We start from the raw sequence: 17,504 nt of genomic DNA, 5'->3' as shown, positions 1-17,504 counted from the left end.
ATGATCCAGTTCGCGAACCCTGCGAACAGCGGCGTCGCGAACATCAGCAGCATGATCGTGCCGTGCATCGTGAACGCCTGGTTGAACTGCTCGTTGGAGACGATCTGGCCGCCCGGACGGGCCAGCTCGGCACGCATGACGAGGGCCAGGATGCCGCCGACCAGGAAGAAGGCGAACGAGGTGCTCAGGTAGAGCGTGCCGATGGTCTTGTGGTCGGTGGTGGTCAGCCACCTGATGACCACGTTCCCCGGCTGCCGGCGCCGGACAGGCAGTTCGTCCTGGTAGGCGACATCGGCTTCCGCCGATAGTGAGGGGCCCCTCGTCGTCACTGCTGCACTCCTTCGGTCGACGGCCGATTGCGGACTCGGCGACCAGGATGGACTCCCCGCGGGAGCACCGCAGGTCATCTCCGTGCGCCGTGCACCAGTGGTCGACAAAGGACACTCCACTGGCCGACAAGCGCGGCCTCGGCCTTGACGCGACAGGCCCGTCCGTTCAACTCGTGGCCCAGGAGCGCAAGGACTGCCGGTCGGGGAAGTCGGCGACGTTCTTGTCGAGCGGGTGGTCCGTGTACTGGTGGATGCGCCAGGCAGCCTCGATACGCGGCGCCGCCGCCTTGCCGTAGTCGGCGATCCAGAGCCCGTCGCCCGCGTACGAGCTCGTGTCGTGGTCGAGCCAGAAGGTGCGGTTGCAGTAGAGCAGGACGCGGTGGCTCGGCCTCAGTCTCTTCACCTCGCGGATGAAGCGGTCCTTGTCCGCGCTGCTCGCACGCGTCCCCTCACCGGTCTGCTCCCAGTCGACGGCGAGCAGGTCACCCTCCTCGGCCCCGGCGTGGTCGAGGAAGTACTCGGCTTGTTGCTTCGCGTGTCCGGGCCAGAGGAAGTGGTAGAAGCCCAGGACGCACTCGGAGTCCCTCACCCGCTTCACCTGGCTCTTGAGCTTCGGATTGACGTAGGAGCGGCCTTCGGTCGCCTTGACGAAGACGAAATCCAGTCCGTCCGTGTCGAAGTCCGTCTGGAAGGCACTCACATCGACGCCGTGCAGCACGGGCACCACCTCCAAGTGGGGCATAGCGTTCCGCTTGTCTCCGCAATGGCTGCCCACCTCGGGTCGTCCCATCCGCCACTCCCCTGCTGAACCGATTCGCCGTACCGGACGAGTCATGGTCACGGGCTTCCCGGGTACCGGCTACCCGGGCGGGGTCGGCCGTGGGCCACACTGTCCGGCGTACCGCGCAGCATCGAACGTTCAGCCATGACCGGCACACCTGGTCCCCAGGCGTCCGGGGCCCGATGACGAGGAGCACCTGCCATGCCACGCACCATGTCCGTGTCGGACACGGTTCTGATCCGTGCCGAGCCCTCGGCCGTGTACGAGCAGGTGAGCGACCCCACCGCGATGGGGCGCTGGAGCCCGGAGAACCGCGGAGCAAGGGTGCTCGGAGGGCGTCGGGGAGCTCACGTCGGCATGGTCTTCGAAGGCCGGAACAAGCGCGGCTCCTTCCGCTGGACGACACGCTGCACGGTCACCGCCGCGGAACCTGGTCGACGGTTCGCCTTTCGCGTGCACGCGATCGGGGTCCGGCGGCCGCGGCTTCCCGGCGCCATCGCGAACTGGGAGTACCGCTTCGAGCAGGTGGACGGCTGCACCCTGGTCACGGAGACCTGGACGGACAACCGACGGGCATGGCCCGATGTGGTCGCGAACGCGTTCGATCGGGTGGCCACACGGGGCCACACCTTCGCGGAGTTCCAGCGCGGGAACATCCGCACGACGCTGGAACGCCTCAAGAAGGCGCTGGAGCAGGGCGGCCAAGACGATTGAGGACGGCGTCCGGGCCGGTGGGAGCGGCGCTCGGATCCGGTGAGGACGAGTTCATGAGCGCCCGGACGGCCGCCTCCCGGCCCAGTGCTCCGGCCGGGTCAGAAAGGCCGGGAGCTTCGTGGCGGCATCCCCCTTGGCGGCGTTCACCTGTGACTGGGTGAGGAAGTGAGCGCTCGAGAGGTCCGCTCCGGACAGGTCCGCGTCACGCAGGTCGGCTCCGATGAGTTCGGCCTCGCGGAGGTCCGCCCGGCGCAGATCGGCGGCGATGAGCCAGGCGCCCCGCAGTTCGGCTCCGCGCAGATCCGCCCCCTGGAGGCGGGCGCCCATGAGGTCGGTGCCCCGCCGGCCGCGCTTCCCGCGCCGTGTCACGGTGGCGCGTTGAAGCGCACCGGCTCGCAGGAACAGATCCGCCGCCTTGGCCCGGTGAGCGGGAACGTCGAGCGCCGCGAGATCTCCGGGGGGAAGGCGGGTGAGCGCCTCGGTCTCGGCCAGGACGTCGCGGAGGCCGGCGTGGAGTTCCGCCGCGGCTGGAAAGGTCAGGGCCTCGGAGAGATACCAGAGAAGTTCGTGAAGCTGGCGTACGACAGGGAACACCTGGAACATCTGCCGGGCGTTCTCCGGTGCCGATCTCCAGTCCCGGCCCTCGTAGGCCACCTGGGAGACCTTCTGTCCCGCACCCTGGCAGTCGTACACCACACAGCCGGAGAAGCCCTCGCGACGAAGCCGGTTGTGTATCCCGCAACGGTGGTCGTCGGCCAGGTTGGGGCAGGGAGCGCCCGCTGCCTTGTCGATCGCGAAGTCCGACGACGCGGTGAGGGTGAGCGCGACGCAGCAGAGGCCGAAGCAGTTCGCGCAGTCGGCACGCAGACCGGCACGCAGGTCACCGGCGGCAGGCAGGGCCGTTTGTTCGTCGGGCAAGATTCGGAGTCCTCCGGAGTCGGTTCGCGGACCAACCCTATGACAGTTCGGCGGAGCCAGGCCCGGCTGTCGGCGCCCGGGCCCACACTTGGCCTGGAGAGCGGGAGCCGGTGAAGGGGGCAGCAGATGGGAACGCCACAGGACAGCGGATTCGAGCCGGCCACCGGTGACGGTCCCGTGCTCGGTGGTACGGCGGAGGAGCGGGCCCGGGAGGTGCGCGCCGCCTTCGAGGGGATGCTGCAGATCAGGCGGCTGACCGGCACGGAACACACCGATCCCGAAGGCGTGCCCGCCCCGTGGGAGCGCCACCGGCCGCTGAGGGCGGTGGCTCTGGCCTTGGAAGCGGCGGGGTTCCCGGCCTCCGCCGTCGCAGCGTCAGGAGAGCGTGCCCGCACGGGGTACCGCGTGTCCGAGGGCGAGGCGCCGGGCTCGGTGAGGGTCGAGTGGGCCGGAGCTCACGGCAGCGGCGCGGCCCATGACGAGGAGGGGGCGCTGGGAGGCTGTGGGACCACGCTGCGGATGCTGGGCTGGACGGTCCTGTCGTACCGCGGTCGCCGTCGGCGTCGGTTCCTCGAGGTCGAGCCGCCGCCCGGGGTGCGCGCCTGACGGTCTTCGGCGGCGCCGGACGGGAATTGTCAGACCCATGAGCGATGCTTGACGGTCCGACACCTTCGAGGGGGAGATGCTCAGATGCGCCAAGCCGAAGTCGCCGCGGCACAGGCCTACATCCGCTTGCTGGCGGCCACGAGGGCCGCGCTCGCCGCACCGGACGACGCGCCGCTGTACATGCCGGTTCTCACCTCGCCGATGGAGGAGGCCGACGAGGCACTGCGCCGGGCCGGCCTCACCGGCAACGAGGACCACTTCTTCGCACTCGTGCGGGAGTTGCAGCCGAGCATGTCGGGTTCCGGCAGGTGAGGGCCCCCTGCGGCGCCCGCCCGGGGCAGGGGGCGGATTCCGGCAGGTGAGCGCCCCGGCGGCACCGGCCCGGGGCACCGTGTTGCGCGGGAGTCCTTCCAAGAGGAGCTCCGGGTGGCCCGCCCGGGTTCACCGGCCGCCGTACATGAGGGAGCCGGGTGTGGTGAGCAGTTGCCCCGTCTCCAGCCAGGTCTTCAGACCGGAGAGAATCATCGGCCAGCCGCCGTAGAGCTCCTCGCAGGCTCCCTCACGCAACTCGCCGTGGGTGACGGTCAGCCGACAGGAGTCACCGACAGGTTCGATCTCCCAGGTGACCCGGGTCGGCCCTTCACTCCTCACCTCGTCGCTCCACGACGCGACCATGCTCTGGACCAGCCTCCGCGGCGGATCCACCTCCAGATTGCGCCCCTCGCCGAGCGGGCCGGGAGCGCCCGGGGCACGCATCTCGAAGCGGGAACCCTCGGTCCAGTCCGAGATGACGCGAGCCCCGAAGTTGTACCTGCTCCGGATGTCAGGATCGGTGATCGCCTCCCACAGCCGCTCGGGGGTGGTGCGGATGTAGATCTCGAAGACCTTCTCCATGGGAGCCGCCAGCCGGCTCTTGAGATCGCTGAGCCCGGCGGCCCAGCGCTCCGCGTACTTGCTCACCCACCGGTCGTGGACGAGCCGGACGGGCACCGGGTTCAGAAAGTGGAGCTTCTCCCTCCCCTGCCGCCGGGTGACGACCAGACCCGCCGCTTCCAGCGTCCGGAGGTGCTTCATCACCGCGAAACGCGTGATGGCGAAGCGGGCTCAGTGTCTGCCCGTCCTGACGGAACAGCTCGTCCAGCAGGGCGCGCCTCGTGGGGTCGGCCAGAGCCTCGAACACGGCATCCATGCGTCAAGGTGAGTGACCTTCTGGTCACTTGTCTCCGGAGAGACCCCGCTACGGAGACCTTGATCGCAGGGTGAATTGATTCAAATCGCGAGGAAATCCCTACCGGCGCCTTGACGGGCAACAAGGGCAAAACTTAGCGTACGCCCAGGATGAAACGATTCACATCCTCGATCCTGACCGGTCGCGGGATGCTCTGCTTACGAGGTGTTCATGTCTGATGTGTCGGCCGTCAAGGCAGCTCTGAAGTCCCAGGTCATCGAGACACCGTCCTGGGGGTACGGAAACTCCGGGACCCGTTTCAAGGTCTTCGCCCAGCCAGGGGTGCCTCGCGACCCCTTCGAGAAGCTGGCGGACGCGGCGCAGGTCCACACCTACACGGGGGTCGCCCCCAAGGTGTCGTTGCACATCCCCTGGGACAGGGTGGACGACTACGCGGCGCTGGCCGGCCACGCCGGGGACCTGGGGCTGAGGATCGGCGCGATCAACTCCAACGTCTTCCAGGACGACGACTTCAAGCTCGGCTCGGTCACCCACCCTGATCCGAAGATCCGGCGCAAGGCCACCGACCACCTGCTCGAATGTGTCGACATCATGGATGCCACGGGCTCGCCCGATCTCAAGCTGTGGTTCTCGGACGGCACCAACTATCCGGGCCAGGACGACATCGTCGGCCGCCAGGACCGGCTGGCCGAGGCCCTCGCCGAGGTGTACGAACGGCTCGGGGACGACCAGCGGATGCTGCTGGAGTACAAGCTGTTCGAACCGGCCTTCTACACCACCGACGTCCCCGACTGGGGTACCTCGTACGCCCACTGCCTCAAGCTCGGGCCGAAGGCGCAGGTCGTCGTCGACACCGGGCACCACGCACCGGGCACCAACATCGAGTTCATCGTGGCGTTCCTCCTGCGTGAGGGGAAGCTCGGAGCCTTCGACTTCAACTCCCGGTTCTACGCGGACGACGACCTGATGGCGGGCGCCGCGGACCCGTTCCAGCTGTTCCGGATCATGCACGAGGTCGCCAAGAACGGCGGCCTCGAACCCGGGACCAACGTCAACTTCATGCTCGACCAGTGCCACAACATCGAAGCGAAGATCCCCGCCGTCATCCGCTCGGTCACCAACGTCCAGGAGGCCACGGCCAAGGCCCTGCTGATCGACGCCGACGCCTTGGCCGACGCGCAGCGATCCGGTGACGTCCTCGCGGCGAACGGGGTGCTGATGGACGCGTTCAACACGGACGTTCGGCCGCTTCTCGCCGATGTCCGTGAGGAACTCGGGCTGGCCCGCGACCCGTTCGCGGCCTACCTCGCATCCGGAAACCAGGCGCGGATCGCCGCGGACCGCGTCGGCGGCGACCAGGCGGGCTGGGGAGCTTGATCCCCCGCTCCGTCGCCCCGGCACACGCCGGCCTCACCCGCCCGTCCTCTTCATCGAAGGAAACGTCATGACGTCCGCGACGCACCGCGAGGTCGCCGCGCTCCTCGAGCGCGCCCACCGGATCGGCTCCGATCCCCGCAACACCAACTACGCGGGGGGAAACACCTCCGCCAAGGCGACGGAGACCGATCCGGTCACCGGCGGCGAGGCCGAACTGCTCTGGGTCAAGGGATCGGGCGGCGACCTGGGGACGCTCACCGAGGCCGGGCTCGCCGTGCTCCGGCTGGACCGGGTACGTGCGCTCAAGGACGTCTACCCGGGGGTGGAGCGCGAGGACGAGATGGTCCCGGCGTTCGACTACTGCCTGCACGGCAAGGGAGGCGCGGCGCCGTCGATCGACACGGCGATGCACGCCCTGGTGGAGGCAGCGCACGTGGACCATCTCCACCCCGACTCGGGGATCGCCCTGGCCTGCGCCGCCGACGGTGAGAAGCTGACGGCTGAGTGCTTCGGCGACAAGGTCGCCTGGGTGGGCTGGCGCCGGCCGGGCTTCCAGCTCGGTCTCGACATCGCGGCGGTCAAGGAGGCCAACCCGCGGGCCGTCGGAGTGATCCTCGGCGGCCACGGCATCACCGCGTGGGGAGACACGTCCGAGGAATGCGAACGCAACGCCCTCTGGATGATCCGCACGGCCGAGACCTTCCTCGAGGAGCGCGGGCGGGCCGAACCCTTCGGTCCCGTCCTCCCGGGCCGGGAGGCCCTTGAGGAGAGCGTCCGCCGGGAGCGGGCCGCGGCCCTCGCCCCGGTGATCCGCGGACTGGCGTCCACGGACCGCCCCCAGGTGGGGCACTTCACCGACGCGGCGCCCGTGCTCGACTTCCTGTCCCGTGCCGAGCACCCTCGCCTGGCCGCGCTCGGCACGTCCTGCCCCGACCACTTCCTGCGCACCAAGGTCAGCCCGCTGGTCCTCGATCTGCCGGCCGACGCTCCCCTTGAGGAGGCGGTGGCCCGGCTCCGGGTGCTGCACGAGGAGTACCGGGAGGCGTACCGCTCGTACTACGGACGTCACGCCACGCCCGACTCGCCGGAGATGCGCGGCGCCGACCCCGCGATCGTGCTGGTACCGGGGGTGGGAATGTTCTCGTACGGCAAGGACAAGCAGACCGCCCGGGTCGCCGGGGAGTTCTACCTCAACGCGATCAACGTGATGCGTGGGGCCGAGGCAGTCTCCTCCTACGCCCCGATCGAGGAGTCCGAGAAGTTCCGCATCGAGTACTGGGAGCTCGAAGAGGCCAAGCTGCGCCGCATGCCCAAGCCGAAGGCGCTGGCCACGAGGGTTGCCCTGGTCACCGGCGCCGGGTCCGGCATCGGCAAGGCCATCGCCCACCGGCTCGTCGCCGAGGGCGCGTGCGTCGTCGTCGCGGACCTGAACACCGACAACGCCGCGGCGGTCGCCGAGGAGCTCGGGGGTCCGGACAAGGCCGTTGCCGTGTCCGTGGACGTCACCTCCGAGGACGGCATCGTGGAGGCTTTCGAGGCCGCCGCGCTGGCCTTCGGCGGCGTGGACCTGGTCGTGAACAACGCCGGGATCTCCATCTCCAAGCCCCTGCTGGAGACCACGGCCCGGGACTGGGACCTGCAGCACGACATCATGGCGCGCGGTTCCTTCCTGGTGTCGCGCGAGGCGGCGCGGATGATGCGGTCGCAGAACCTCGGCGGCGACATCGTCTACATCGCGTCGAAGAACGCCGTTTTCGCGGGTCCGAACAACATCGCCTACTCGGCGACCAAGGCCGATCAGGCGCACCAGGTCCGTCTGCTGGCCGCCGAACTCGGGGAGCACGGCATCCGGGTGAACGGGGTGAATCCCGACGGGGTGGTCCGGGGCTCCGGCATTTTCGCGGCCGGATGGGGAGCCCAGCGCGCGGCGACCTACGGCATCGAGGAGGAGAAGCTCGGCGAGTTCTACGCCCAGCGCACCATCCTCAAGCGCGAGGTCCTGCCGGAGCATGTCGCGAACGCCGTCTTCGCGCTGACGGGTGGGGACCTCACCCACACCACCGGCCTCCACATTCCCGTCGACGCCGGTGTGGCGGCGGCCTTCCTGCGCTGACGCCGTGCCACCCGGCCGCGCCCCAGGCTCCGTCACAGAGGCCCGGGGCGCGGCTCCGCCTTGATCGGATGAGATTGCCATGCCTACGACTTCCCCGCACGATCCGGTTTTCGCCGCAGTGGATCTGGGTGCCACGAGCGGCCGGGTCATCACCGGACGGGTCGGCCCCGAGACCCTGGTGCTGAACGAGGTGCACCGCTTCGCCAACACCCCGGTCGAACTGGCCGACGGGCTCCGCTGGGACGTGCTCGCCCTCCACCAGGGCATGCTGGAAGGCCTGCGCTCCGCGGCGCGGCTCGGCCCCATCGCCTCGGTGGGCATCGACACGTGGGCCGTGGACTACGGCCTTCTGGACTCGGACGGCTCCCTCCTCGGTCTTCCCTTTCACTACCGCGACCGCCGTAACGCCGCGGCGGCGCAGGAGGTCCTCGGCCGCTTCGGTGCCGAGGAGCTGTACGGCACCAACGGGCTTCAGCACCTGCCCTTCAACACGGTCTTCCAGCTCGCCGCGCATCGCTCCACCGCCCAGTGGGCGGCTGCCCGGACCGCGCTGCTGATGCCTGATCTGCTCGTGTACTGGCTCACGGGCTCGGTGGGTGCGGAGGAGACGAACGCGTCGACGACGGGTCTGCTCGACGCGCGTACCGGTCGCTGGTCGGAGTCGCTCATCGGCCGACTGGGCCTGGACCGCTCGCTGTTCCCCGTCCTGCGCCGGCCGGGTGAGCTCGCGGGCACTCTGTTGCCCCATGTGGCCTCGTACACCGGCCTGCCGTCGGACACCCCGGTGACGGTGGTCGCCTCGCACGACACGGCGTCGGCGGTGGCGGCGGTTCCCGCCACGGAGCCGGGATTCGCGTACGTGTCGTGCGGCACCTGGTCGCTGGCGGGGCTCGAACTGGACGCGCCGGTGCTGACCGAGGAGTCGAGGACGGCGAACTTCACCAACGAGCGGGGTGTGGACGGGACCATGCGCTACCTCCGCAACATCATGGGGATGTGGCTGCTGGAGGAGTGCCGCCGCACCTGGGAGCGCGACGGCATCGCGACGGACCTCGCCGGTCTTCTGGCGGACGCGGCGCGTTCCCGGCCGTTCGCAGCGGTCATCGATCCCGACGATCCTGTGTTCCTGGCACCGGGTGACATGCCGGCGCGGATCGACGCGGCGCTCGCGAGGACCGGGCAGGCCCCGCCGGACGGACCGGGTGCCTATGTGCGGTGCGTGCTGGAGAGTCTCGCCCTGGCGCATCGCAGGACGCTGCGTGAGGCGGCTGCCCTGGCCGGCCGCGATCTCACCCGGGTCCATCTGGTAGGTGGTGGTTCGCGCAACGAGCTGCTGTGTCAGTGGACGGCGGACGCGACGGGACTGCCTGTCACCGCGGGCCCTGCCGAGGCGACCGCTCTGGGGAATGTGCTGCTGCAGGCACGGGCGCGGGGGCTGGTCGGCGGGTTGCCCGACATGCGGGGGCTGGTGGCACGCACCCAGGGTCTGCGTCACTACACCCCGCAGGGCGACGCCGCCGCGTGGGACAGGGCCGCCGGACGCCTGGCCGTGCGGGTGTGAGCGGCCCGTACGGTTCGCCCGCCCTCCACTCGGGCGGGCGAACCGTGCGCGGGACGGACCGTGCGCGGGACGGGCGAACCGTACGTGGGACGGAAGAATTGTGCGGCGGCGATGGCGCTCCGGACGGCAAGGCGTCGGCCGGGACGTCCGGGTCAGGCCGCCGACAGCCCCAGCTCCTGATCGCCGAGCGGCTCGAAGTGACGGGCAACGTCGGCCTCGGTGACGTCCTCGAGCCTGGCCGGGCTCCAGTGAGGCGTCCGGTCCTTGTCGATGATCCGGGCACGCACGCCCTCCACCAGGTCGTGTCCGGCGAAGGCACGGCAGGAGACCCGGAACTCCTGGTCGAGGACCGCTTCGAGACTGCCGAGGCCCCTTGCCCGGCGCACGGCGGCCAGAGTGACCTTGAGCGCGGTGGGCGACAGGGTGAGCAGGGTGGCCGCGGTCTCCTTCGCCTCGGGCACTCCGCTGTTCTCCAGCCGGTCGATGATCTCCTCTACGGTGCCGGCGGTGTAGCAGGCGTCGATCCACTCCCGCCCGCCGCTGAGTTCTCCGCCCGGGGCGACTTCCGTGTACCGGCGCACGGTGTCCGCCACCTCGTCGGCTCCCGTGGTGCGGGAGAGCGCGCCGGTGAGCTCGGTGAGCCGGTCCGAGGGAACGAACTCGTCGGCGAGTCCGCACAGGAGCGCGTCGGCCGCGCCGACGGCCCGGCCCGTGAGGGCGAGGTGGGTCCCGAGTTCCCCCGGTGCACGGGCCAGGAGGTGGGTGCCTCCGACGTCCGGGACGAAGCCGATTCCGGTCTCGGGCATCGCGACACGGGAGCGCTCGGTGACGACACGGACGTTGCCGTGGGCCGACACACCCACGCCGCCGCCCATCACGATGCCGTCCATGAGCGCCACGTACGGCTTCGGGAACGCCGCGATCCGGGCGTTGAGGATGTACTCGTCACGCCAGAAGCCGACGGAGGCACGTCCACCGGCGTGGGCGTCCTCGTGGATAGAGCGGATGTCACCGCCCGCGCAGAGGCCGCGTTCGCCCGCCCCGTCGAGCACGACCGCGGTGACGGAGGCGTCCGCGGCTGCCAGGGTGAGTGCTTCGCCGACTCGGCGCACCATGGTGTGGTTGAGGGCGTTCAGGGCCCGTGGACGGTTGAGGGTGATGCGCAGGACACTTCCCTCACTGCGCAGAAGGACGGGCTCGTCGTTGTTCATGCGTACGCTCCGGTCGGCCGTGGACGGTCTCCGGGTGCCATTCTGCGACGGTCGCCGTGCGGCTCTCACGCCGGGTCCCGCGGCGCAGCGCTGTGGCATTCGCGCATCTGGGGCTCGACAATTGAGGCCTACGGGCCGCGACGTCCGGCGCGCCCGCCGGACAACCTCCGGAGCAGGCATGACCGACTCTTCACGGCGAGCAGACGACGACCCTGCGTCACAGCCCCGGCCCGCCCGGGGCAGGACCGGGACGTCCGAGCGCCTCGCCATGAACCGGACGGGCAGTTTCGAATGGGACCTGGACGCCGGGACGGTGGACATCGACGAGGCGGGACTGCTGGTTTTCGGCTTGGACCCGGCCCAGTTCGACGGGTCGCCGTCGACCGTGGCCGGTCGCCTGGACGACGCGGACCGGGCGCGCCTGGACGTCACCCTCGACGAGGCCGTCTGGGGCGGCGGCGACTCCTACAGTGTCCACTTCCAGGTGCCGATGGAGGACGGGAGCCGTCAGTGGACCCATGTGCAGGCGCGGATCCTGCGGAGGGGGGACGGCCGGGCGCTCCGTGTCATCGGCGTGGTGCGGGACGCGACGGCCGAGGTCACCCATTCGGCCTTCGTGCTGGATCTGGAAAAGAAGCGCCGGCGCCAGACCGGCATCGTGGAACGCACCACGACCGCGATGTCACGCGCTGTCACCGTCGACGACGTGATCGCGGCGCTCACCGGTCCGGGCGGGCTGGTCGGGATCGGCGCGGACGGGCTCGCTCTCGGCCTGGTCGAGAACTCCGGGCTGAGGATCATCGCGCTGAGCGGTGAGTCGGTCGAGGCGCGCGAGGGTCTGGGTTCCGGGCGGCTGGACGCGGAGCTGCCTCTCGGTGACACGGTTCTCAGCGGGCGGCCACGGTTCATCACCTCGCTCTCCTCGCTCGTCCGGCGCTATCCCGTGCTCGAACCCCACGCCGGCGAGCTGGATTTCCGCGCCGTCGCGTATCTGCCGCTGGTCGCCCAGGCGCGCACGATCGGTGGTCTCGCGCTGTTCTACCGTGAGCGCACCGCGTTCAGCGCGGACGAGAGGATCCTCTGCCTGGGCCTGGCGGCCATCGTCGCCCAGTCCCTGCAGCGGGCGATCCTTTTCGACGAGGAGCGCGAATTCGCCACCGGCCTCCAGTCGGCGATGCTGCCGCGGCGCATCCAGGCGGTCGAGGGCGGCGAGATCGCGGTCCGCTACCACTCGGCGTGGAGCGGGCGCGAGGTCGGGGGTGACTGGTACGACGTGATCACGCTGCCCCGTCATCGGATCGGCGTGGTGGTGGGCGATGTGCAGGGGCACGACACGCATGCCGCGGCGATCATGGGCCAGCTCCGGATCGCCCTGCGCGCGTACGCCGCCGAGGGCCATGCTCCGGCGACGGTACTCGCGCGGGCCTCCCGGTTCCTGGCGGAGCTGGACACCGACCGGTTCGCCACGACCACCTACGCGCAGGTCGATCTCGCCACCGGCGCGGTACGCGTGGCCAGGGCCGGCCACTTCGGGCCGCTGATCAGACACACCGACGGACGGGTCGGCGTTCCGCAGGTACGTGGGGGGATGCCACTCGGCATCTCCACGCACTTCCAGGACGAGGAGTTTCCGGAGACCCGTCTCGATCTGGTTCCCGGAGAGACTCTGGTGCTGTACACCGACGGCCTGGTGGAGGAGCCGGGCGCCGATGTGGACGCCGGTGTCGCAGCCCTGATCCGTGAGGTGAGCGAGGGTCCTGACGGTGCCGAGGCTCTCGCCGACCATCTGTCGGACCGGCTGTGGGAGCGGTGGGGTTCGGGGGACGACGTCGCGCTGCTGGTGCTGAGGCGCAGTCCGGACGTCGGGTCGCCGAGTGCTCCGCGGCTCCATCAGTACATCCATCAGGCGGATCCGCAAGGACTGTCGGAGGCCCGGTCGATCGTCCGTCAGGCACTGGCGGACTGGGACCTCGCGACGCTCGCGGACGACGCGGAGCTGGTGACCGGGGAGTTGCTGGTCAACGTCCTGCTGCATACCGAGGGCGGGGCCGTGCTGACCCTGGAGGTGCTGCCGGAGCCGGTCAGACGCATCAGGCTGTCGGTCCAGGACAGGTCGAGTGCGTGGCCACGGCGTCGGACGCCTGGCGAGACCTCGACGTCCGGCCGTGGTCTGCTCCTGCTCGACGCAGTGGCGGAGCGCTGGGGGATCGAACCCCGCGGTGAGGGAAAGGCGGTGTGGTGCGAGATCGGGCCCGGCTCCTGAACCGCGGGCCGGTGCACGGGGTGTACGCACTCGTGGCCGCGAGGGCGGGCGGACACCGCGGGGGTGAACCGCAACGGGGACTTTGCGGTGCACCCCCGTCCGGTACGTCGGTGTCAACCGCCGTTACCGGAGGGCGTCGGACGCGTCAGTGCTGGGCGCTGCGACGCTTGCGGACGGACCACAGGATGCCACCGCCGGCGAGCAGAACCGCGAGTGCGGCTCCGCCGATGACGGGCGTGGCGGACGACGAACCGGTCTCGGCCAGGTCCGGCGCGGCGCTGCTCGGCTCCGCCGGTGCGGGCGCGGCCTCGGTCGCGGTCTCGCTCGGCTCGGGGGCAGAGGTCGGCGGCTCGGTGCTGGGCTTCTCGGAAGGCTTCGCCTCGGTCGGCGTCGGCTCCGGGGTGTCGCCTTCGCAGACCGGCGCGATCTTCGTGTCGTCCTTCGAGTAGTTCTCGCCGTCGCCTGCCTTGACGACGAGGTGAACCGTCAGCTCCTTGTCGTGCTCGGGGAGCTGGAGCGGCTTGTCGGTCTTGTACTCCCGGCCGAACTTGGTCGTGGCAAGCAGCTCATCGCCGCCCACGATCGAGACCGTCACCTCGTTGGTGACGCCGGGGTTGTAGGCCGTCAGGTTGAGCGTCACTTCGGAGCAGGTCACGGCCCAGGTGGGGGTGTGAGCTGCGGCCGGGCCGGCGGAGATGACTCCGCCCGCCAGGCCGACAACCGCGGCGGCCGCGAATGCTCCCGCGCCACGCCACGATCTCCTGGGTATGGTCATGGATTCTTCCTCCATATGAGTTCACCGCTGAATGGCGGTGGGGCGCACAGTACTGCCCGCCGCCCCGCGGGCCACACCCGCCCCACATTCAACGTCGAACCAACCATGCCCAGATCGCCGCTACTTGTGACATGCCGGACAGTTCAGGATGGCCGGAAGCCACTCCCCCACTTCCGTGTTCCGTGTCTGCCGGTCCCCTTCAGAGGGGCTTGTGCATGATGTGCAGCCCGACGTAGCCCTCGGTCGGATGGTTGAACCCCTCCGGCAGGGTCCCGATCACATCGAAGCCGAGGGAGCGGTAGAGCCCCACAGCGCGGGTGTTCGTCTCCACCACCGCGTTGAACTGCATGGCGCGGTAGCCCGAGGAACGCGCCCATTCCACGGTGTACTCACACAGTTCGCGCCCCACCCCCTTGCCGGAGTGCTCGGGGGAGACCATGTAACTGGCGCTGGCGATGTGTGAGCCGTTGCCCATGTGGTTCCTGTTCATCTTCGCGGTGCCCAGGACCGTACCGGCATCGTCGACCGCGACGACCGTGCGAGAGGGGGCCGGCAGGAGCCACCATCCTGCGGCCTCGCTCTCACCGAGGTCAGAGGGATAGGTGAAGGTCTCGCCCGCCGCGACGATGGTCCGGAAGAACGGCCAGATCGCGGGCCAGTCCGCGGCTTCGGCTTCTCTGATCAGCATGTGGTCAAGATGTCCCGGCGAGCCACCCCCGTCAATTCGTTTACCTGTCCCGGCGGGCATGCGTCCGCGGCCCCGGCCTGCCAGCTCTCCTCTCCTCGCACCCGGCCAGCCGGTGGGCGGGCACGAGCGGCGCGCGGAGACGGGCCGCACAACGCGGGACCGACGGCGAGGCCGTGTGTCCTGGGCGGGCGGGCGGCGGGGAGGCCCCCGGGCCGGGGCGCGGGTCCGGCCGCGCGCGCCCGGTCGAGCTCCTGCGTCAGATTCGCCCGGCGCCAGTGGGTTTCGTCCGGGTCTTCCGCCAGCATCATCCTCGCCTCGGCCTCGCGGCCGGCGACCGTCCCGGGGCGGCCGATGAGCGCTCGCGGCCGTACCCTGGCGAGGTGGGCGCGCTCGTACGGGTCTTCCACCACCTCGGCCAACTGGACGGCTGCCAGGGCGGATGCCTGGAGCGACGCGCGCACCCACGGGTCGGCAGCGCGCCCCAGCAGCCGTTGGATCCTGCGGGAACGCCAGTTCCGCGCGCGAAGGTCGGTTCCCCGCGTCCGCGTCCTCCGGGTCATCCACCCCGTCGGCAGATCAGGCTCCCGGGCGGCGAAGTCGCGTAGTTCCTCCGCCAGATGGAGCCAGACGACGGTCCGACGTCGATTCAGGTGGAACGCCACCGGCGGCAGGTACCCGGCACGTGCCAGTGCGGTGAAGCGCGCCGCGTCGGTACGCAGGAGTGAGGCGCCTTCCGCCGTGCCGACGGTCCGCACCCGCTCCTTCAACTGCTCCGGGAATCCCGGTTGCGCACGTAGCCGGTCGATCTCGCTCCGGTGGACGGGCGGGCGTGCGGCTCCCACCACCGGACCCGCGTCGATCAGGCCCAGGTGGACGGCGAGGTCGACCTCTTCGTGCTTCAGCGCGAGCTCCGCTGCCGCTCGCCCCGCCGACACCCACTCTCGCGCGGACGTGCCGGAGCAGCCCACTCGACTGGCCTCGGAAACGTTCATGTTCCACTCCCCCCGTGAGCCGGTTACCGAGTGCAACCAACGTAGCCGGGTGGAGCGAATCTCGTGGAGCCTGTGGAAAACCCCTCCAGGGCGAGGAAAGCGCAGGTCAGAGCCGACCGAGCCGGTCGACGCCCTGCCGGGTGGCGACGCCGAGGTGTTCGCCGACCCGGTTGACCAGAAGGGTCATCTCATAAGCCACCTGCCCCACGTCCGCCTCGGCGGCGCTCAGAACGCACAGACAACTGCCGTCCCCCGCCGCCGTCACGAAGAGCAAGGCCTCGTCGAACTCCACCATGGTCTGTCGGGCGCGGCCTGCCCCGAAGTGCCGGCCTGATCCGCGGGCCAGGCTCTGCAGCCCTGAGGAGACCGCTGCCAGGTGTTCGGCGTCCTCCCGTGCCAGGCTCGTGCTGGCCCCGGTCACCAGCCCGTCGTTCGACAGGACCAGGGCATGCCGGATGTGCTCGACCCTCCCGGTCAGATCGTCGAGGAGCCAGTCAAGTCCCCGTTCCAGCGCCATGTGTGCGTCCTCCCCGATCATCTGTTCCCCGCGTCCCGCGCCAGCCTTGCGCACGCCTTCCCTGCGGGCAAGCGCCTCCCCACCCGGGAGGCGTTGCTTCTCGCCACCCTCCGGCGGCCCCGGAGCCGGCGTCCCGCGCACGCTTCCGGAGCGGGTTCCTGTGCGCGCTCACGGCTGTCACGCGGATCCCGCGCCCTGGCCGACGGAGTCGAGGAGCCGCGCGGTGTGCATCCGCCCGGCGTATTCGACCATGCGGATCAGCACCTCCTTCCCCGAGTCGCGGTCACGCGCGTCACACAGGACGACAGGGGTGCCGCTGTCGAGGTCCAGTGCGCGTGAGACATCCTCCTCGGCGTACGTGCGGGCGCCTGTGAAGCAGTTGACTGCAACGACGAAGGGGATGCGCCGGTGCTCGAAGTAGTCCACCGCGGGGAAGCAGTCCTCCAGCCGGCGCGTGTCGGCCAGGACGACGGCTCCGAGCGCTCCCTGGGAGAGCTCGTCCCACAGGAACCAGAAGCGGTCCTGTCCGGGGGTGCCGAACAGATAGAGCGACAGGCCCGAGCGGATGGTGATCCTGCCGAAGTCCATGGCGACCGTCGTGGTCGTCTTCTGGGCCACACCGTCGGTGTCGTCGACGGACTCGCCCGCCTCACTGAGCAGTTCCTCGGTCCGCAGCGGCCTGATCTCGCTCACCGCGCCTACGAGGGTCGTCTTTCCGACCCCGAATCCACCGGCCACCAATATCTTCAGGGCGAGCGCGCCGGATTCCACGGGCTCTTCCTCAACCGTGCTGTGCAGGTGCTCGGACGACATCGACCACTTCTTCCGGGAAGGCCATCGGTAGGGGCGACAGCATGACAATCAGCGGCGGGTCCCCGTGGACGGTGAACGGATTCCCACGGATCTGTCCGAAGGAATTCGCTCCGCGCCCGGACCCGTTCTCTTTCCTGTGCGAATGCGTGGGGCGCGCGATCACAGCCGGTGCGCTCAGAGCGCCCGGAGGCCGTCGATCACCTCGCGCAGGATGCGTTCGTCGGGCAGATGCGCGGGGGGAACAGGCATGCTGACCCGTACGCATCCTGCTTCGAGGAGGTCACCGAGCAGTACCCGGACCACCCCGACGGGCAGGTCGGCCTCTGCGGAGAGTTCGGCCACCGACTGGGCCTCCGCGCGGCACAGCGAGAGCAGGTACCGGTGTTCGGGCCCCAGCAGCGCGTCGCCCTGGTCGTCCTCACCGCTCTCGGCCACCACGAGGGCGATCAGATCGAATCGGACACCGCCGGTTCCCTCCGTCCTGCCGCCGGTGACCGCATAGGGCCTGACCAGTGGGCCCGCTTCGGCGTCGTACCACTGACTGCCGACCGGTTCGGCAGTCTCGGGACCTGTCGTCGCGCCGGCACCGTACCCACCACCCGGCGGCCGTGGAAACACGCCGTCGAACGGCGGTCCGCCCTCGCTCATGCGTGTGCC

At 70.1% G+C, this 17,504-nt stretch carries 18 protein-coding genes; 7 read left to right on the top strand and 11 right to left on the bottom strand.

Going from position 1 to position 17,504, the window contains the following annotated elements:
* The coding region (locus ACGFNN_RS22915; RefSeq protein ID WP_393558424.1) for a cbb3-type cytochrome c oxidase subunit I at positions 1–329 on the bottom strand (329 nt) is incomplete at its 3' end.
* Positions 330–495: 166 nt separating this feature from the next.
* Positions 496–1,047 (bottom strand): GH25 family lysozyme, encoded by a 552-nt coding sequence (locus ACGFNN_RS22910; protein ID WP_393558464.1) that lies wholly within the window; start codon positions 1,045–1,047, stop codon positions 496–498.
* A gap of 264 nt (positions 1,048–1,311) precedes the next feature.
* Between ACGFNN_RS22910 and ACGFNN_RS22905 the strand changes: the two genes are divergently transcribed.
* Positions 1,312–1,824, top strand: a complete 513-nt coding sequence (locus tag ACGFNN_RS22905; RefSeq protein ID WP_393558422.1) for an SRPBCC family protein — start codon at positions 1,312–1,314, stop codon at positions 1,822–1,824.
* 51 nt (positions 1,825–1,875) lie between these two features.
* Here the strand turns inward: ACGFNN_RS22905 and ACGFNN_RS22900 are convergent, their stop codons facing one another.
* The gene (locus ACGFNN_RS22900) at positions 1,876–2,742 is read right to left on the bottom strand and encodes a pentapeptide repeat-containing protein (RefSeq protein ID WP_393558420.1); all 867 of its coding nucleotides are present in this window, start codon (positions 2,740–2,742) and stop codon (positions 1,876–1,878) included.
* 126 nt (positions 2,743–2,868) lie between these two features.
* Between ACGFNN_RS22900 and ACGFNN_RS22895 the strand changes: the two genes are divergently transcribed.
* Both ACGFNN_RS22895 and ACGFNN_RS22890 read left to right on the top strand, forming a co-directional pair.
* Positions 2,869–3,348, top strand: a complete 480-nt coding sequence (locus tag ACGFNN_RS22895; RefSeq protein WP_393558418.1) for a hypothetical protein — start codon at positions 2,869–2,871, stop codon at positions 3,346–3,348.
* Positions 3,349–3,432: 84 nt separating this feature from the next.
* Complete coding sequence (locus ACGFNN_RS22890) at positions 3,433–3,660, top strand: hypothetical protein (RefSeq protein ID WP_365098186.1); 228 nt, start codon at positions 3,433–3,435, stop codon at positions 3,658–3,660.
* A 129-nt stretch (positions 3,661–3,789) separates the two neighbouring features.
* On the opposite strand, the gene ACGFNN_RS22885 is transcribed toward ACGFNN_RS22890, so the two are convergent.
* Positions 3,790–4,422: an ArsR/SmtB family transcription factor gene (locus tag ACGFNN_RS22885; RefSeq protein WP_393558462.1), complete on the bottom strand. Its 633-nt coding sequence runs from the start codon at positions 4,420–4,422 to the stop codon at positions 3,790–3,792.
* 325 nt (positions 4,423–4,747) lie between these two features.
* Between ACGFNN_RS22885 and rhaI the strand changes: the two genes are divergently transcribed.
* From rhaI to ACGFNN_RS22870, 3 genes are all read left to right on the top strand, one after another.
* On the top strand, positions 4,748–5,914 hold the full coding sequence (gene rhaI, locus ACGFNN_RS22880) for an L-rhamnose isomerase (protein ID WP_393558416.1): 1,167 nt from the start codon (positions 4,748–4,750) through the stop codon (positions 5,912–5,914).
* 67 nt (positions 5,915–5,981) lie between these two features.
* A complete protein-coding gene (locus tag ACGFNN_RS22875; protein ID WP_393558414.1) occupies positions 5,982–8,027 on the top strand; it encodes a bifunctional aldolase/short-chain dehydrogenase in 2,046 nt (681 codons plus the stop codon).
* Between the two features lie 79 nt (positions 8,028–8,106).
* Positions 8,107–9,588 (top strand): rhamnulokinase family protein, encoded by a 1,482-nt coding sequence (locus ACGFNN_RS22870; protein ID WP_393558412.1) that lies wholly within the window; start codon positions 8,107–8,109, stop codon positions 9,586–9,588.
* A gap of 152 nt (positions 9,589–9,740) precedes the next feature.
* On the opposite strand, the gene ACGFNN_RS22865 is transcribed toward ACGFNN_RS22870, so the two are convergent.
* On the bottom strand, positions 9,741–10,799 hold the full coding sequence (locus ACGFNN_RS22865) for an enoyl-CoA hydratase/isomerase family protein (protein WP_393558410.1): 1,059 nt from the start codon (positions 10,797–10,799) through the stop codon (positions 9,741–9,743).
* Between the two features lie 178 nt (positions 10,800–10,977).
* Here ACGFNN_RS22865 and ACGFNN_RS22860 point away from each other — a divergent pair, with 178 nt between their 5' ends.
* Positions 10,978–13,062: a SpoIIE family protein phosphatase gene (locus tag ACGFNN_RS22860; protein WP_393558408.1), complete on the top strand. Its 2,085-nt coding sequence runs from the start codon at positions 10,978–10,980 to the stop codon at positions 13,060–13,062.
* A gap of 145 nt (positions 13,063–13,207) precedes the next feature.
* Here ACGFNN_RS22860 and ACGFNN_RS22855 read toward each other — a convergent pair whose 3' ends face one another.
* The 6 genes from ACGFNN_RS22855 to ACGFNN_RS22830 all read right to left on the bottom strand — a co-directional run bounded on the left by ACGFNN_RS22855 (position 13,208) and on the right by ACGFNN_RS22830 (position 17,495).
* Positions 13,208–13,837, bottom strand: a complete 630-nt coding sequence (locus ACGFNN_RS22855; protein ID WP_393558406.1) for an LAETG motif-containing sortase-dependent surface protein — start codon at positions 13,835–13,837, stop codon at positions 13,208–13,210.
* Positions 13,838–14,036: 199 nt separating this feature from the next.
* Positions 14,037–14,525 (bottom strand): GNAT family N-acetyltransferase, encoded by a 489-nt coding sequence (locus ACGFNN_RS22850; RefSeq protein WP_393558404.1) that lies wholly within the window; start codon positions 14,523–14,525, stop codon positions 14,037–14,039.
* The gene (locus ACGFNN_RS22845) at positions 14,519–15,517 is read right to left on the bottom strand and encodes a DUF6397 family protein (protein ID WP_393558402.1); all 999 of its coding nucleotides are present in this window, start codon (positions 15,515–15,517) and stop codon (positions 14,519–14,521) included. The genes ACGFNN_RS22850 and ACGFNN_RS22845 overlap by 7 nt, the downstream gene beginning before the upstream one ends.
* Before the next feature lie 106 nt (positions 15,518–15,623).
* Positions 15,624–16,034, bottom strand: a complete 411-nt coding sequence (locus ACGFNN_RS22840) for a roadblock/LC7 domain-containing protein (protein ID WP_393558400.1) — start codon at positions 16,032–16,034, stop codon at positions 15,624–15,626.
* 177 nt (positions 16,035–16,211) lie between these two features.
* Positions 16,212–16,847, bottom strand: a complete 636-nt coding sequence (locus ACGFNN_RS22835) for an ATP/GTP-binding protein (RefSeq protein WP_393558398.1) — start codon at positions 16,845–16,847, stop codon at positions 16,212–16,214.
* Between the two features lie 174 nt (positions 16,848–17,021).
* On the bottom strand, positions 17,022–17,495 hold the full coding sequence (locus ACGFNN_RS22830) for a DUF742 domain-containing protein (protein ID WP_393558397.1): 474 nt from the start codon (positions 17,493–17,495) through the stop codon (positions 17,022–17,024).
* Between the last annotated feature and the right edge of the window lie 9 nt (positions 17,496–17,504).

Source organism: Streptomyces sp. NPDC048590 (assembly GCF_043199535.1).
Classification (GTDB): domain Bacteria; phylum Actinomycetota; class Actinomycetes; order Streptomycetales; family Streptomycetaceae; genus Streptomyces.
This window is presented reverse-complemented; position numbering and strand designations above follow the sequence as displayed.